Genomic DNA, 16691 nt, shown 5'->3' with positions numbered 1-16691 from the left:
AGCAATCCCTGCGCTTGATGCAGGAAAGCAAAAGCCCCGGAGCGATCCGGGGCTTTGTCTTTGGGCGCTCGCCCCGGACTTCACGCATCTTTGGCTGGCCATCTCGCCCCGGATGGGTTTTGTCTCCGATCCGTTGCGCGGCGGTGATACAGTTTCACTCGGCGTTTCGTATCGAGGGGATATTGTCATGTTGCAGACCGCTGCAGATTTTGCCACTACCGCGCTGAGCGGCTACGAGCTGTTGGCCGATCCGCAGCTGAACAAGGGTACGGCGTTCTCCGAGGCCGAGCGCGAGGCGTTCGACCTGCACGGCCTGCTGCCGCCCAACATCCTGACGCTGGACGAGCAGGTCTCGCGCCGCCTCGAGGCATTGCGCGGCTACGAGACCGACATCGAGCGCTATGCCTTTCTGCGCGAGCTGCAGGACACCAACGAGACTCTGTTCTACGCGCTCCTGGTCAGCAACCTGGAAGAGCTGCTGCCGATCGTCTACACGCCGACCGTCGGTGAGGGCTGCCAAAAATTCAGCCGGCTGTTTCGCAAGCCACGCGGGCTGTTCCTCAGCATTCCGCACCAGCACCGGATCGACCGCATCTTCGCCCATCCGCGCTTCGATCACGTCGAGGCCATCGTGGTGACCGACGGCGAGCGCATCCTTGGTCTCGGCGACCAGGGCGCCGGCGGCATGGGCATCCCGATCGGCAAGCTTGCGCTCTACACCGGCTGCGGCGGCCTTCACCCCGCGACTACGCTGCCGATCATGCTCGATGTCGGCACCGACAATCCCGACTGCCTGGCCGATCCGCTCTATATCGGCTGGCGCAACGAGCGCGTCCGCGGCCAGCAATATGACGATTTCATCGAGGCGTTCGTCTCGGCTGTCGTGAAGCGCTGGCCGCACGTCCTGCTGCAATGGGAAGATTTCGCCAAGAACAATGCGACGCGGATGCTCGAGCGCTATCGCGACCGGCTCCTGACCTTCAACGACGACATCCAGGGCACCGCGGCGGTGGCGACCGGCGCCTTGCTGTCTGCGATCAACGTCACCGGCGTGCCGCTGACCGAGCAGCGCGTCGCCGTGCTCGGCGCAGGCTCCGCCGGCTGCGGCATTGCCAGCCTGATCCGCGCCGCGATGGTCGATGCCGGCCTCTCGGAGAGCGATGCGGCGAAGCGCTTCTTCATGGTCGACCGCGACGGGCTGTTGCTCGAGGGCATGAGCGGGCTCGCGCCGTTCCAGCTGCCTTTCGTGCAGAACAAGCAGGCGATTGCCGGCTGGCAGCTCAGCCATCCCGACAAGATCGCGCTGCTCGACGTCGTGCGCAACGCCAAGCCGACGGTCCTGATCGGCGTCTCCGGCCAGGCCGGCGCATTCTCCGAGCCGATCGTCCGCGCGATGGCCGAGTGCAACAAGCGGCCGGTGATCTTCCCGCTGTCGAACCCGACCTCGCGCGAGGAGGCGACGCCGGCCGACATCGAGGCATGGACCGAGGGGCGGGCGCTGATCGGCGTCGGCAGCCCGTTCCCGCCGATCACCCGCGATGGCGCGCGCTTCAAGGTCGACCAGACCAACAATTCCTACATCTTCCCTGGCGTCGGTGTCGGCGCGCTTGCGGTCGGCGCCAGCCGGATCAGCGACGGGATGTTCATGGCCGCCGCCAAGGCACTGGCCAGCGTCTCGCCGGCCCGCAACAATCCGAAGCACAATCTGCTGCCGCCGGTCAGCGCGCTGCGCGAGGTGTCGCAGACGGTTGCGCTGGCGGTGGCGTTGCAGGCGCACAAGGAAGGGCTCGCCAAGGATGTTCCGATCGACGAGGTCGAGGCGCGCATCCAGGCCAAGGTCTGGACCCCGCGCTACGTGCCGTATCGGCGCACGGGCGGGAACGCGACCTGATCGCGGATGCCGCGACGTCGTCAGCCTAGCAGCCGCGGCAAATGCCCCTGATCCTGCGGTCAACCATCGCGTCTTCCTGATCGATGATCTGCTGCGACGTGGCCGTCGTTGCCGGGACGTCGGCGGCGTGCGGCTGGCGATGGCCGACCGGCGCCGACCATGGCCGCGTCGCGGTTTCGTTTGCTGCGTAGACGCTGGGCTCCTGGATTGTCGGCTGCGCGAAACAGGATGTTGCCGTTGCCGCCGACAGGATAGCAGCCAAGCCAAGCTGTCTGCCAAATCGTCGAAGCTCGAACATGAGACTCTCCGTGCCGTCGCCGCCGCGTTTGCGTGCGGCCCTGATGAATGGAATGCCTCGCACGTTTCGATATTCCCCGATCCGCCCGATGTGATGCGGCGCTCGCGGTTCGGTGATCGCGCGTGATGAAATAATCCTGGGGCGCTGACGCTCCTTGGTCACAGGAGCCGAGCTTGGTCGGCTTCACCCATGCGGAGAAATCCTATGACCAAATTGACCTTCGCGGCACTTGCGCTGGTTGCGGCAGCTGCGTATTCGGCTCAGGCGTCGGCGGCCGCCCACAATGCTGCGGCGCGGCGCGCTCATGCCGCGACGCCGGCGACGACGCCGGTCAGCAACAAGACCACCGACTGCGTGCGCGCGCCGAACGTCGGATCGTTCGCAACCGCGCCCTTCACCGAACCGCCCTGCATGCCCGGTACGATGCGTTGACCACACGCAACGAAAAGCCCCGGACGTCAGGTCCGGGGCTTCTGGCTTGGCCTCATTCTCAGAGGCTGGTTATTCCGGCTTGCCGATCGTCACGGCGAGCGTGCCGACGCCGTCGACGCCGCATTCGAGCTTGTCGCCGACCTGCAGCTGCGAGACCCCGGCGGGCGTACCGGTCATGATGATGTCGCCGGCGGCGAGCTTCACCTGCTGCGAGAGCTGCCAGATGATCTCCGGCACGTTCCAGATCAGTTCGGTGAGGTCGCCCTTCTGGGCTTCCTTGCCGTTGACGGTGAGCCAGATCTTGCCCGCGGTCGGATGTCCGATCTTGGAAGCCGGCTGGATCGCGGAGCAGGGCGCCGAATAGTCGAACGACTTGCCGACCTCCCAGGGCCGCTCCTTCTTGCGCGAGGCGATCTGCAGGTCGCGGCGGGTCAGGTCGATGCCGACGGCATAGCCGTAGACATGCTCGAGCGCCTTGTCGGCGGGAATGTTCAGCCCGCCGCTCTTCATCGCCACCACCAGCTCGACCTCATGATGCAGGTCCTTGGTCAGCGGCGGGTAGGGGATCGTCGCGCCGTCAGGCACCAGCATGTCGGCATGCTTGCCGAAGAAGAACGGCGGCGCACGCTCGTCATTGCCCATCTCCCTGATATGCTCGAGATAGTTGCGGCCGACGCACCAGATGCGGCGAACCGGATAGACGCCGGTCTCGCCGACGACGGGAAGCGAGGGCTGCGGGGGAAGCGGGATGACGGTGGAGGCGGCGTTCATGTGGGTCTCGCTGCTCTTGAGGTGAAGTTCGACTGGTCTAGCCGGTGGCGCTGATCGGCGCCAGTGCCAGCGGCGACGGGTCGTGGTGGTGCTGCAAGCGGAAGAACGAGGCGTAGCGGCCGCCACGGCGCAGCAGTTCCTCGTGACGCCCGCGCTCGACGATCTCGCCACCCTCGACCACCAGGATCGCATCCGCATGCATGATGGTGTGCAGGCGGTGCGCGATCACGATCGTGGTGCGGCCCTGGCAGAGATGCTCGATCGCCTCCTGCACCTGCTTCTCGGACTCCGAGTCGAGTGCGGCGGTGGCCTCGTCGAGCAGGATGATCGGCGCGTTCTTGATCAGCGCGCGGGCGACCGCGATGCGCTGGCGCTGGCCGCCGGACAGCTGGGCGCCGTGCTCGCCGACCGGCGTGTCGTAACCGAGCGGGAAGCTCATGATGAAGTCATGCGCGCAGGCGGCCGTGGCCGCGTCGATGATCTCGGCCTCGGTGGCGCCGCCCTTGCCGAAAGCGATGTTGGCGCGGATGGTGTCGCGGAACAGATAGACGTCCTGGCCGACATAGGCGGTCTGCTGGCGCAGCGATCTGCGTGAGACCGACAGGATCGACTGTCCGTCGATCAGGATGTCGCCCTCGCGCGTCTCGAAGAAGCGCAGCAGCAAGGCGAGCACCGTCGATTTGCCGCCGCCGGAGGGGCCGACCAGCGCGGTGACCTTGCCGGGCTCGGCTGTGAAGCTCATGCGGTTCAGCACCGGCTCGCCGGGCCGATAGGCGAAGTTGACGTCGCGCAGCTCGATCCGCGCGTCGGAGAGTTTCAGCGCCGGCTTGTCGTCGTCGGCCTGCTCGCTGGCCGGGCTGTCGACCACCTCGAGCAGCATCCGCGCGCCGACCAGCTGGCTGTTGAGGTCGATGTTGAGCCGCGCCAGCCGCTTCGCCGGCTCGGTCGCCATCAGGAAGGCGGTCAGGAACGTGAAGAACTGGCCCGGCGTCGAGCCGAGCGCCACCACGCTGTAGCCGCCATACATCAGGCAGCCGGCGACGGCAAAGCCGCCGAGCATCTCCATCAGCGGGTTGGAGCGGTTGGCGACGCGCGCCATCTTGTTGGCGTTGTTCTCGACGGTCGCGATGTGCTCGTCGATCCGCTGCTGCATGGCGTCTTCCAGCGTGAACGCCTTCACGGTGCGGATCCCCTGCAGCGATTCCTGCATCGTCTCCATGATGTCGGCGGTGCCGGTGAACTGGTTGTAGGCGAGCCCCTTGATCCGCTTCACCAGCTTGCGCAGCATCAGCATCGCCGGCGGCACCGCCACGAGCCCGATGAACGACATCAGCGGATCCTGCCACACCATCACGGCGAGCATGCTGATCAGCATCAGGAAGTCGCGGCCGATCGCATTCACCAGCATGTTGAGCACGTCGGTGATCGACTTGGCGCCGGCGGTGAGCCGCGCCAGGAACTCCGACGAGTGCCGCTGCGAGAAGAAGCCGATGCTCTCGCTCATCAGCTTGGCGAATAATTGCCGCTGATTGCTGGCGAGAATGGCGTTCGAGATCTTGTTCAGGATCACCATGTGGCCGTAGGTCGCCACACCCTTGATGAACAGCAGCACCACCGTGATCCCGGCGAACATGGCGATGCCGGGGATGTTCTTGTCGACATAGGCCTGGTTGATCACCTGGCCGAGGACATAGGTGGCGCCGGCGGTCGAGCCGGCCGCGATCGCCATCAGGCCGAACGCCATCAGATAGCGCCGCCAGTAGGTAATCCCTTGTTCCATGATCAGGCGGCGGATCAGGATCGCCGCGCCATAGGGATCGTCGGTAATTTTCTTTGGAAACTGAGCCATCCGCTTTCCATTGACGGCGGGCAGCGCCGGCCGTCAGGGTTGCGGACCTCCTTGCCCGCTTGGCGGGGCTTTTTCAAGCACAATAACGGCTTGATTTTTAGGCCGATTCTGCCTGCCGGGCGGAGCCGCCGCGTTCCCGGAACAGCTTCTCCTCCCAGGCCAGCGCATGGCTCGCGATGGTCTCGAGATCATCGTAGCGCGGGGTCCAGTCGAGGGCTGAACGGATCCTGGTGGTGTCGGCCACCATGGTCATGATGTCGCCGGGCCGGCGCGCGGCGTAGGCGACCGCGAAATTGCGCATCGAGACCCGGCGCACCGCCTCGATGGTCTCGAGCACGGAATAGCCGCGGCCGTAACCGCAATTCATCGTCACCGATTGCCCGCCGCTGCGCAGATAGGCCAGCGCCGAGCGGTGCGCCTCGACCAGGTCGCTGACATGGATGAAGTCGCGCACGCAGCTGCCGTCCTGGGTCGGATAGTCGGTGCCGAACACGTCGATCTTGGCGCGCTGGCCGGTCGCGGCCTCGACCGCGATCTTGAGCAGGTGGGTGGCGCCGATGGTGGATAGCCCGACGCGGCCCTTCGGGTCGGCACCGGCGACGTTGAAGTAGCGCAGCACGACGTAGCTCATACCATGGGCCGATGCGACATCGTGCAGCATGATCTCGGTCATCAGCTTCGACGAGCCGTAGGGCGACAACGGACGCGTCGGCGCAATTTCCGGCACCGGCACCTGGTCCGGATTGCCGTACACCGCGGCTGTCGAAGAGAAGATGAAGCGGCTAACGCCGCCCCTCACCGCGGCGTTGAGCAGGCTGCGCGTCGTCATGGTGTTGTTGCGGTAGTAACCGAGCGGATCGCGCATTGAGTCCGGCACCACCACCGAGCCGGCGAAATGGATGATGCTGTCGATGCCGTGCTGTGCGATCACGCCCTCGACGAGGTTCTCGTCGCCGGCATCGCCGATGAACAGCGGCACGACTTCGGGCAGGAACGCAGAGAAGCCGGTGGAGAGATTGTCGACCACGACGACGCTCTCGCCGGCATCGACCAGCGCATGGACCATGTGACTTCCGATATAGCCGGCACCGCCGGTCACGAGCACGGTCATGTCTAGAGCTCTCCCGATATCTTTAACGGGCGATGCTAGCGGGAGTGCGGTGAAGAGGGGGTTTCGCCGCGGCCGAACTGGCCACTATGCTTAATGTTGCGTATAGGAACTGGCGCGAAACGGAGACTTGCGTGCCGATCGAGAACACAGCTGCCGGCGAGCTCGAGCTCATCGTGCCCAATCTGCACCGGCGTTATTCCGGTGTCACTGCGACCAACCGCATGGTTGCACCGAAGCTTGCAAAGATGTTTCGCGCAGGCTGGCTCGGCTCGCATCGCCCCGACGGCATCGATGCGATGGGATTTGTCGATCTGATGCGGCTGTGGCGGCGCGCGCGGCCACTGATCTGGCACGCGCGGCGCAACGACGAGATGATTGCGGGGCTCGCGCTGCGCGCGCTCGGCTGGCCGTTGAAACTGCTGTTCACCTCGGCCGCGCAGCGTCATCACACCTGGTTGACGCGCTGGCTGATCCGCAACATGGACGCGATCATCGCGACCAGCCCGCTGTCGGCCTCCTACCTGACGCGCGAGGCCACGGTGGTGATGCACGGCGTCGACACCGACCGTTATGCGCCGCCGGCCGATCGTGCGGCCGCGTTTGCCGAGAGCGGATTGCCGGGCCGCTACGCGATCGGCTGCTTCGGTCGGGTGCGCGCGCAGAAGGGCAGCGACGTGTTCGTCGAGGCGATGTGCCGCCTGCTGCCACGCTATCCTGATTTCACCGCAATCATCGTCGGCGCCGTGGTGCCGGAGCAACTGGCCTTCGCGGGCGAATTGAAGCGCAAGATCGAGGCCGCCGGGCTGCAATCGCGCATCATCATCACCGGCGAATTGCCGATCGAGGATGTCGTGCGCTGGTATCAGCGGCTGACGATCTACGCCTTCACCTCCCGCAACGAGGGCTTTGGCCTGACCTTGATCGAGGCGATGTCGGCCGGCGCGGCGCTGGTGGCGGCGCGCGCGGGCGCGGCCGAGTTCGTGGTTGAGGACGGCGTTACCGGCGTGCTGACGCCGCCCGGGGATGCCGACGCGCTGGCGGCGACGCTCGAGCCTTTGATGCGCGATCCGGCTGCGGCTGCGGCGATGGGCGGGCGGGCGCGCCAACGAGTTGTGGATAAGTTCAGCCTCGATGCGGAAGCCGGCGCGATCGCCAAGGTCTATCGCGCGTTGATCTGAGCCAGCACGCGCTGTGCGATCTCCACGACCTCCTCGGCCGCGATGTCGCGCATGCAGCGGTGGTCGTTCATGGTGCAGACCGTGCGCTGGCACGGCTGGCACGGCAGCTTGCTCCTGGTCTGTCGCACCGTCGCGGCGAGGGGATTGAGGGGCGCCCAGAGGTAGGGATCGGTCGGGCCGAAGATGCCCATGGTCGGGGTGCCGATCGCGGCCGCGATGTGCATCAGCCCGGAATCGTTGGCGATCGCGACACTGGCCGCAGCCATCGCCAGCGCGCCGTTGCGCAGATCGGTGCCGGTGAGATCGCGGATCCGTGGGCCGCCGGCTGCCACAATCTCCTGCGCCAGCGCCTTCTCGCCGGGCCCGCCGACCACCCAGACGTCGAAACCGCGCTCGGCGAACAGCCGCGCGGCTTCCGGATAATAGGTCCAGCGCTTCGAGGCGCCGACCGAGCCGGGGCCCAATGCGATGGCCGGACCGGTACCGAGGCCGTTGGCCTGCCGCCACCGGTTGACCTCGTCGGCCGGAACCCGAAGCTGCGGCACCGGCCATTCCGGGGGACGGGCCGCGCCGTCGGGCAATGCCAGTACGGCGTTCTTGTCGATGAAGCGCGGCTGCTTCTTTTCACCCCACCGCATCGCGTTGATCAGGCCGAACCGCGCTTCGCCGAAGAAGCCGATCCGCTCGGGGATGCCTGCCAGGGCCGGCGCGATGGCCGACTTCCAGGTCCGCGGCAGCACCAGCGCGGTGGCGTAGTTCCGCTTCCGGAACTCGGCCGCCAGCTCCCGCTGCCGGGCCAGCGCCAAACGGCTGCGCGGCAGGTCGAACACGATCGCGGACCGCACCCCCGGCATATAATCGACCAAAGGGGCGCAAAGGCTGGACGTCAGGAGGTCGACCGGCCGATTCGGCCACCGCTTCCGCAACACCCGGACCACGGTCTGGCCGCGCACGAAATCGCCGATCCAAACATAGGGCACGACGAGGATAGGTCTGGTATCCTCGGTGTCCTGAGTTTCGATATCAGATATTGAATCAATATTCATTTCTAAAAGGGCCAAGGCCGGACCGAGCGCGGGCAAGTCGGTAACCGGTTCGCGATAAGAGGTAAAGCCGTCGTTGCCTGTGGCGCGGGAGTGGGGCAAAGCTGGCGGCTGCAAAGGAATCTGGCGGGATTTCATCATGTTTCTGGTAACCGGGGGCGCCGGTTTTATCGGATCGAACGTCGTGGCCGCGTTGAATGACGCAGGCCGCAGCGATGTTGCGGTCTGCGATATCCTTGGACAGGACGGCAAGTGGCGGAACTTGGCCAAGCGTCAGCTGGCCGATGTCGTTCCCCCGGCCGAGATCGGCGACTGGCTGAAGGGGCGGCGGCTGACCGCCGTCATCCACCTTGGCGCCATTTCGGAGACCACCGCGACCGACGGCGATCTGGTGATCGAGACTAATTTCCGTCTCTCGATGCGGTTGCTCGACTGGTGCACCGCGAATGCAACCCCGTTCATCTATGCCTCGTCCGCCGCGACCTACGGCGACGGCGAGCAGGGGTTTGACGACGACGCATCGGTCGAGGCGCTGAAGCGGCTGCGGCCGATGAACCTGTACGGCTGGAGCAAGCAGCTGTTTGACCTTGCGGTCGCGGAGCGCGCGGCGAAGGGCAAGCCGCTGCCGCCGCAATGGGCCGGGCTCAAATTCTTCAACGTGTTCGGCCCGAATGAATATCACAAGGGCCCGATGATGAGTGTGCTGGCGCGCCGCTTCGACGACATCAAAGCGGGCCGCGTCGTGCAGCTGTTCAAGTCGCATCGCGAGGGCATCGCCGACGGCGACCAGCGCCGCGACTTCATCTATGTCGACGATGTCGTGCGGGTGATCATCTGGTTGATCGCGACGCCGCAGGTCTCCGGGCTGTTCAATGTCGGCACCGGCAAGGCGCGCAGCTTCAGGGACCTGATCGTCTCGGCCTACGGCGCGCTCGGTCGCGAGCCGAACATCGAATATGTCGACATGCCCGAGCAGATTCGCGGCAGTTACCAATACTTCACCGAAAGCGTCGTCGATCGTCTCGCACGCGCCGGATACAATGGCGGCTTCACCCGCCTGGAAGACGCGGTCGGGGCCTATGTGAACGGCTTCCTCGATCGCGCGGATCGCTATCGCTAGAGCGGATGACGGTGACTGATGTTCGATTTTGAAGCGATCTCGCGTGCAATGTCCGGCCAGACCGTGCTCTGCGTCGGTGACCTCATGCTCGACGAGTTCGTCTATGGCGAGGTGTCGCGGATCTCGCCGGAGGCGCCGGCGCCGGTGATCGCGGTCAGGCGCAGCGAGACCAATATCGGCGGCGCCGGCAACGTCGCGCGCAACATCGCCTCGCTCGGCGGGCGCTGCATTTTCGTCGGCCTGATCGGCGAGGATGCCGCCGGCACGGTGCTCTCGGAGGCGCTGGCGAAAGAGGCCAGCATCGAGACCGTGCTGGTGCGCGACGCCGCGCGACCGACCACGCGCAAGGTGCGCTTCGTCTCCGAGCAGTTCTCGACCCATATGCTGCGCTCCGATTGGGAGCTCGCCGCGCCGGCCGCGCCCGCCATCGAGCAGCAGCTGATCGATACGATCCTGCCGCAGCTGGCGCGCGCCGACATCGTGCTGCTGTCCGACTATGCCAAGGGCGTGCTCACCGCGCGCGTGATCCGCAACGTGATCGACGCCGCGCGGCAGGCGCACAAGCGGGTGATCGTCGATCCCAAGAGCGCCAATCTTGCGATCTATCGCGGCGCGACCGTATTGACGCCGAACCGCAAGGAATTCGCCGAGGCAACCCGCAGCCGCGCCGATAGCCAGGACAGCATCGCGCAGGCGGCGCCCGATGCGATCTATCTCGCCGACTGCGAGGCGATGCTGGTGACCCAAGGCGAGCGCGGCATGACGCTGGTGACGCGCGAGGGCGGATCGATCCACGTGCCCGCGCTGCCGGTCAAGGTGCGCGATGTCTCCGGGGCCGGCGATACCGTTGCGGCGGCTCTGGCGCTGGCGCTCGCCGGCGGTGCCGACTGGGAAGGCGCGCTGCGGATCGCAAGCGCCGCGGCGGCGGTTGCGGTCGGCAAGACCGGCACCGCGATCGTCAGGTCGGCCGAATTGCGGCGAAGGATTCTGCCGCATGCGTCGCTGGCAGCCGAGGAGAAGATCGTCCCGGCCGGCGGCGATATCGATGCCTATCTCGAGGAATGGCGCCGGCAGGATCTGCGCATCGGCTTCACCAATGGCTGCTTCGACATCCTGCATCCCGGCCACGTCAAGGTGCTGACCGCCGCGCGCGGCGCCTGTGACCGCTTGATCGTCGGCTTGAACAGCGATGCCTCGGTGAAGCGGCTGAAGGGGGAGGGCCGTCCGGTGCAGAACGAGCGCGCCCGGGCCGAGGTGCTGGCGGCGCTGGAAGCCGTCGACCTCGTCGCGATCTTCGAGGAGGACACGCCGATCAACCTGATCACCAAGGTGCGGCCGAGCGTGCTGGTCAAGGGCGGCGACTACACCCGCGAGCAGGTGGTCGGTCACGAGATCGTCGAGGCCGCCGGCGGCGAGGTGGTGCTGGTCGAGATCCTGCAGGGTCACAGCACGACGTCGCTGGTTGCCCGGGCCCGCGAGGGCAAGGCGTGAGCGCGAGCATGGCATCCTCGGCACCGACCGCGGCGTGTCCGGCCTGGCGCGATCCGGCGCGCTGGCACACCACGACCGATGTCGTCGCGGTCCTGATCGCACTGTCGCTGCCGTGGTCGACCTCGCTGGTCGGTATCTTCGGCGTGGTGCTGCTGATCGCGATTGCGCCGACCGTCGAGCTCCGGGCGTTCTGGACGCTGCTGAAGCGGCCGATCTGCGTGGCGCCGATCGCGCTGTTCTGCCTCGCGCTCGTCGGCACGCTGTGGTCGGACGCCGCCTGGGGCGCGCGACTATACGCGGTCGGGCCGACCGCAAAGCTCCTGGTGCTTCCGGTCCTGCTCTATCATTTCCAACGTTCGACCCGCGGGATATGGGTGTTCGTGGCTTTCCTCGTGTCCTGCACGCTCTTGATGCTGATGTCGTGGCTCGTGCTGGCCTATCCGCACCTCGCGCTCCGGGCGCCCGTGCCGGGCGAGCAGGGTGTATTCGTCAAGAACTACATCGACCAGAGCCAGGAATTTACGCTGTGCGCGGTCGCGCTGGCCTATCCGATCGTGATGCTGTTGCGGGACAAACGCATCTGGCCGGCCATCCTGCTGATCGTGATTGCGCTCAGCCTGTTCGCCAACATGGCGTTGGTGGTGGTGTCACGGACAGCGATCGTGACGGTTCCGATTATGTTCGCGGTTTTTGCGCTGCTGCATCTGCGCTGGCGCAGCATCGTCCTGATCCTTTGCGCGGCCGCCGCGTTGTCCGTGGTCGCGTGGTATGGATCGTCGCCATTGCGACGGACGGCCGAGTCATTCCAGCGTGACTACAAGCTCTACATGGAGCGCAACGAGCCGACCTCGCTCGGCCTGCGGCTCGAATTCTGGCGAAAGTCGCTCGGCTTCTTTGCCGAGGCTCCGGTCATCGGCCATGGTACCGGATCGACGCGGGGCCTGTTCGAGCGCGTCGCGACCGGCGGCGTGGCCCAGGCGTCCGGCGAGGTGATCGGAAACCCCCACAATCAAACGTTGAACGTGGCCGTGCAGTGGGGCATTGTGGGTGTGGCGATATTGTACGCGATGTGGCTAGTGCACCTGTTGCTGTTCCGCGGCGACGGTCTCGTCAACTGGATCGGGCTTCTCGTCGTGGTACAGAATATTTCAAGTTCGTTGTTTAATTCACACATCTTCGACTTTCATGAAGGCTGGATGTATGTGCTGGGCGTCGGAGTTGCGGGCGGCATGGCGTTGAAAGGGCGATCGGGGACCGATTTGGAACCCGAGCCTCCAATCCGTTCATGATCGCTGCTGTCCATGATCGCTGGCATGGGCTCCGCAGATACGCTATCAGCCTGCCAATGTCTCGTAGCGAACTCCCAGTTGCCGGCACCCCGTCCATTAGATGACGCGTCTTTCACAATTCACCCTGCGCAACTTCCTGATCCTGGCACATGACGCGCTGGCGACGACGTTTGCGTTGCTGACGAGCTTCTATCTGCGTTTCGAGGGCAGCCTCCTCACCGATCGACTGCCGCATTTGCTGCGCATCCTGCCCTGGTTCGTGCTGTTCAGCATCGTGGTCAGCTATTTTTCTAATCTGACCACGGCGAAATGGCGCTTCACCTCGCTGCCGGACGCGGTGAACATCCTGCGGGTGGCCGCGGTGCTGACGCTGGCGCTGGTCGTGCTGGACTATGTCTACTTTTTCACCGAAGCGGCTTCGCTCAGTCCGGTGTTCCTTGGCCGGGTCACGATCATCCTGTTCTTCTTCCTTGAGGTGTTCGCGCTGAGCGCGCTGCGCCTGGGCTATCGCTATTTCCGCTATTCGCGCACGCGACTTCATGCCCGGTCCGACAATGCCGCGCCGGCGCTGCTGGTCGGACGCACGGCCGACGCGGAGGTCGTGCTGCGCGGCATCGAGAACGGCGCCATCAAGCGGCTCTGGCCGGTCGGCGTGCTCTCGCCGTCGATCGCGGACCGCGGCCAGATGATCCGCAACATTCCGGTGGTCGGCGGCGTCGATGACATCGAGGCCGTGATTCGGGATTTCGAGAGCCGCCAGCGGCCGATCAAGCGCGTGGTCATGACGCCCTCGGCGTTCGAGCCGGACGCGCATCCGGAGAGCCTGCTGATGCGCGCCAGGCGGCTCGGCCTGATGGTCAGCCGCCTGCCGTCGCTGGAGGGCGGCGATGCGCCGCGACTGACCAATGTCGCGGTCGAAGACCTGCTGCTGCGCCCGAGCCAGAAGATCGACTATGCCCGGCTCGAGACGCTGGTGAAGGGCAAGTCCGTGATCGTGACCGGCGGCGGCGGCTCGATCGGTGCGGAGATCTGCGATCGGGTCGCGACCTTCGGCGCGGCGCGCCTCCTGGTCGTCGAGAATTCGGAGCCGGCGCTCTATGCGGTTACCGAGGCGCTGTCCGCGCGCGACGCCGGTCCCGAGATCGAGGGCCGGATCGCCGACATCAGGGATCGTGAGCGCATCACGCGCCTGATGAGCGAGTTCAAGCCCGACATCGTGTTCCACGCCGCGGCGCTCAAGCATGTGCCGATCCTCGAACGCGACTGGAGCGAGGGGGTCAAGACCAACATCTTCGGGTCTGTCAACGTCGCAGACGCGGCGCGCGCCGCGGGCGCGAGCGCGATGGTGATGATCTCGACCGACAAGGCGATCGAGCCGGTGTCGATGCTCGGGCTGACCAAGCGGTTCGCCGAGATGTATTGTCAGGCGATGGATCACGACCTGATGACCGAGGCCAAGGGCAAGTCGCACATGCGGCTGATCTCGGTGCGGTTCGGCAACGTGCTGGCGTCCAACGGATCCGTGGTCCCGAAATTCAAGGCGCAGATCGAGGCCGGCGGACCGATCACGGTGACCCATCCGGACATGGTCCGCTATTTCATGACGATCCGCGAGGCCTGTGATCTCGTGATCACCGCCGCGACGCACGCAATGACCCCGGCGCGGCCTGACGTCTCGGTCTATGTGCTGAACATGGGGCAGCCGGTGAAGATCGTCGATCTCGCCGAGCGGATGATCCGTCTGTCGGGCCTGCAACCAGGTATCGACGTCGAGATCGTGTTCAGTGGCATCCGTCCGGGCGAGCGGCTGAACGAGATCCTGTTCGCAAGCCAGGAGCCGACGCTCGAGATCGGCGTCGCCGGCGTCATGGCCGCCAAGCCGAACCAGCCGCCGATGTCGACGCTGCGCAAGTGGCTCGCGGCGCTGGAAGATGCGATCGAGCGGGATGACCGCGTGACCATCCGTGCCGTCCTTCAGGACGCGGTGCCCGAGTTCGGATCGAATGCCGCCTGACCGCGCCGTCCTGCGGACGATGACGCAGGACCGTTTCGAAAGCCATTGATGCCCAGTTCCCGAAAAGTCGTGGTCGCCAGCCAGCACTATCCGCCGGACCACAGCACGACCGCCGCGATCATGTCCGCGATCGCCGAACGGATCGCGCAGGAGGCGGAGGTGGTGGTGGTCTCGGGGATGCCGGGCTCGGCGAGGGCGCCGGCGCCGGGGCGGCCCGCCGTCGTCGAAATCAGGAACCGGCTGCCGGGCAAGGCGGCGCTGATCAAGCGCGCACTGGCCGAGGCGCTGTTCACCGGCCGGATGTTCTTTGCGCTGTTGTCGCGGCTGCAGCGGGGCGACGTGGCGCTCACGGTGACCGCTCCCTTCGCGCTTCCGTACGCGGTTGCCGTCGCGGCGAGGTTGAAGGGGGCCAAGTCGGCGCTGATCCTGCACGACCTGTTCCCGGACGTTCTCGTGATGGCCGGCCTGCTGCGGCCGTCCTCGCTGGTTGCGCGAGCGATGCGCGCCATCAACGCGCTGATGTTCCGTGCCCTGAACGCGGTCATCGTCATCGGCCGCGACGCCGAGAAGCTGCTGCTGCGCTATGGCGGAATGACGCCGGCCAAGATCCGCTTCATCCCGAATTGGGCCACGCTCGCCCCTGGCAATCGTCCCGTCAGCCCCGACAATCCGTTTCGCAAGGCCATTGCCGCCCGCTTCGTCGTTGGCCTGTCCGGCAATCTGGGTTTCACCCACGACCCGGATATCGTCTTCCAGGCCGCGCGGCTGTTGCGCGAGGAGCGCGATATCCATTTCCTGCTCTCGGGGTGGGGCATGGGATTCGCGCGGTTGAAGGACATGCAGGCTGCAGCGCAGTTGGCCAACGTCACGCTGGTCGACCGCGTCGCGGACAGCGAGCTGGATGCGCTGCTCTCCAGCGCGGACGCCTGGCTCATTCCCTATCGCAAGGACGTCGCCGGTGTATCGGTCCCGAGCCGGTTCTATAATCTGCTCGCGGCCGGCCGGCCGGTCATCCTGGTCTCCGAACCCGAGGCCGAGGCGGCCCTGACCGTCAGCGAGAACGGGCTCGGCTGGGTCGTCACGCCGGGGCGGCCCGATCAACTCGCCGATGCCGTCAGGCTGGCGTCGCGATCGCAGGACACAGGGATGGCCGAACGCGCCGTCGCGACCGCGCGGAGCTTCAGTCCCGAGCGGGCGCTGGCGAGCTATGCTGCGCTGGTTGCGGAGCTGTTATCCGATCGCGATGTGGAGCGGACAGCATGAATGATCGCCGCCGGACGGTTCTGGTGACAGGTGCGAGCGGCTTTGTCGGTCGCCATGTGGTGCCCGAGCTGGCGCAGAACGACTGGCTGGTGCGGCGTGCGGTGCGCACCTTGCCGCTGGATGCAAACGACGTGGCGATCGGCTCGCTCAGCCCCGCCACCGATTGGCGCGCCGCGCTCGAGGGCGTCGACGCTGTTGTTCATCTTGCGGCGCGCGTTCACCAGCAGTCCGACGAGCAGGCGATCGAGCTTTACCGCAACGTCAATATCGAAGGCACGCTGCATCTGGCGCGCTCGGCGGTTGCGGCGGGCGTTCGGGATTTCGTCTTTGTCAGCACGATCCTGGTGCATGGGCGCAGCAATTACGGGCGCCCCCCGTTCCGCGAGGACGATGTCCTGACGCCCCGCGGCCTGTACGGAAACTCGAAGGCGGCCGCCGAAGTCGGCCTCAAGGAGATCGCGCCAGGCAGCGGCATGAGGGTGACCGTGATCAGGCCGCCGCTGATCTATGGTGCCGGTGCGAAAGGCAATTTCGCCTTGCTCAAGCGCGCGGTGCTCAATCGCATGCCGCTTCCGCTGGCGTATGTGAAGAATCGCCGCGCGTTCCTGTCGGCGGAAAACCTGGCGTCGTTCATCCTGCATCGCCTGTCGCAACCGGGAAGCGATTTCGATGTGTTCCTGGTGGCCGACCGCGAGCAAGTCTCGACGCGGGAGTTCGTCGAACGGCTGGCCCGCGCGGCTGAAACCTCGCCGCGCCTGTTCTGGCTGCCGCCGCCGCTCTTGAAGATGTCGCTGACGGTGGGCGGCCGCAAGGAGGCCTATGACAGCCTGTTTGCCTCGCTTGAACTTGATCTGTCCAAGATCGCGAGCACAGGATGGCAGCAGCCGATCAGCCTGGACGAGGGGCTGAGGCGCGCGCTCAGCCGAATCGATATCTGAGCG

The 16691-nt window shown here is 66.0% G+C and carries 14 protein-coding genes; 9 read left to right on the top strand and 5 right to left on the bottom strand.

What is annotated here, in order from left to right:
* Positions 1–187 precede the first annotated feature (187 nt).
* The gene (locus JQ507_22280; protein QRI67687.1) at positions 188–1891 is read left to right on the top strand and encodes an NAD-dependent malic enzyme; all 1704 of its coding nucleotides are present in this window, start codon (positions 188–190) and stop codon (positions 1889–1891) included.
* A 25-nt stretch (positions 1892–1916) separates the two neighbouring features.
* Here the strand turns inward: JQ507_22280 and JQ507_22275 are convergent, their stop codons facing one another.
* Positions 1917–2141: a hypothetical protein gene (locus tag JQ507_22275; GenBank protein ID QRI73461.1), complete on the bottom strand. Its 225-nt coding sequence runs from the start codon at positions 2139–2141 to the stop codon at positions 1917–1919.
* 252 nt (positions 2142–2393) lie between these two features.
* On the opposite strand from JQ507_22275, the gene JQ507_22270 reads away from it, so the two are divergent.
* On the top strand, positions 2394–2621 hold the full coding sequence (locus JQ507_22270; GenBank protein ID QRI67686.1) for a hypothetical protein: 228 nt from the start codon (positions 2394–2396) through the stop codon (positions 2619–2621).
* A gap of 69 nt (positions 2622–2690) precedes the next feature.
* On the opposite strand, the gene JQ507_22265 is transcribed toward JQ507_22270, so the two are convergent.
* From JQ507_22265 to galE, 3 genes are all read right to left on the bottom strand, one after another.
* A complete protein-coding gene (locus JQ507_22265; GenBank protein ID QRI67685.1) occupies positions 2691–3392 on the bottom strand; it encodes a fumarylacetoacetate hydrolase family protein in 702 nt (233 codons plus the stop codon).
* 37 nt (positions 3393–3429) lie between these two features.
* Positions 3430–5241, bottom strand: coding sequence for an ABC transporter ATP-binding protein (locus tag JQ507_22260; protein QRI67684.1), 1812 nt, complete (start codon positions 5239–5241; stop codon positions 3430–3432).
* Between the two features lie 97 nt (positions 5242–5338).
* Positions 5339–6352 (bottom strand): UDP-glucose 4-epimerase GalE, encoded by a 1014-nt coding sequence (gene galE, locus JQ507_22255; protein QRI67683.1) that lies wholly within the window; start codon positions 6350–6352, stop codon positions 5339–5341.
* Between the two features lie 131 nt (positions 6353–6483).
* Here galE and JQ507_22250 point away from each other — a divergent pair, with 131 nt between their 5' ends.
* Complete coding sequence (locus JQ507_22250; GenBank protein QRI67682.1) at positions 6484–7530, top strand: glycosyltransferase family 4 protein; 1047 nt, start codon at positions 6484–6486, stop codon at positions 7528–7530.
* Here JQ507_22250 and waaF read toward each other — a convergent pair.
* A complete protein-coding gene (gene waaF, locus JQ507_22245) occupies positions 7512–8576 on the bottom strand; it encodes a lipopolysaccharide heptosyltransferase II (protein ID QRI73460.1) in 1065 nt (354 codons plus the stop codon). The two genes, JQ507_22250 and waaF, sit on opposite strands and share 19 nt — an antisense overlap.
* 136 nt (positions 8577–8712) lie before the next feature.
* Between waaF and rfaD the strand changes: the two genes are divergently transcribed.
* The 6 genes from rfaD (at position 8713) to JQ507_22215 (ending at position 16688) form a co-directional block, all read left to right on the top strand.
* Positions 8713–9693, top strand: a complete 981-nt coding sequence (gene rfaD, locus JQ507_22240) for an ADP-glyceromanno-heptose 6-epimerase (GenBank protein ID QRI67681.1) — start codon at positions 8713–8715, stop codon at positions 9691–9693.
* An 18-nt stretch (positions 9694–9711) separates the two neighbouring features.
* A complete protein-coding gene (rfaE1, locus tag JQ507_22235) occupies positions 9712–11184 on the top strand; it encodes a D-glycero-beta-D-manno-heptose-7-phosphate kinase (GenBank protein ID QRI67680.1) in 1473 nt (490 codons plus the stop codon).
* A gap of 8 nt (positions 11185–11192) precedes the next feature.
* A complete protein-coding gene (locus JQ507_22230; protein QRI67679.1) occupies positions 11193–12473 on the top strand; it encodes an O-antigen ligase family protein in 1281 nt (426 codons plus the stop codon).
* Between the two features lie 100 nt (positions 12474–12573).
* Positions 12574–14487 carry a polysaccharide biosynthesis protein gene (locus tag JQ507_22225; GenBank protein QRI67678.1) on the top strand — a complete coding sequence of 638 codons (1914 nt, stop codon included), beginning with the start codon at positions 12574–12576 and terminating at the stop codon, positions 14485–14487.
* A 48-nt stretch (positions 14488–14535) separates the two neighbouring features.
* Entirely contained in the window at positions 14536–15750 is a 1215-nt protein-coding gene (locus tag JQ507_22220) for a glycosyltransferase family 4 protein (protein ID QRI67677.1), read from the top strand.
* Positions 15747–16688 carry an NAD-dependent epimerase/dehydratase family protein gene (locus JQ507_22215; protein QRI67676.1) on the top strand — a complete coding sequence of 314 codons (942 nt, stop codon included), beginning with the start codon at positions 15747–15749 and terminating at the stop codon, positions 16686–16688. Before JQ507_22220 ends, JQ507_22215 begins: the two co-directional genes overlap by 4 nt.
* Positions 16689–16691: the final 3 nt, after the last annotated feature.

The organism is Bradyrhizobium sp. PSBB068, assembly GCA_016839165.1.
In the GTDB taxonomy this organism is placed as follows: domain Bacteria; phylum Pseudomonadota; class Alphaproteobacteria; order Rhizobiales; family Xanthobacteraceae; genus Bradyrhizobium.
This window is presented reverse-complemented; position numbering and strand designations above follow the sequence as displayed.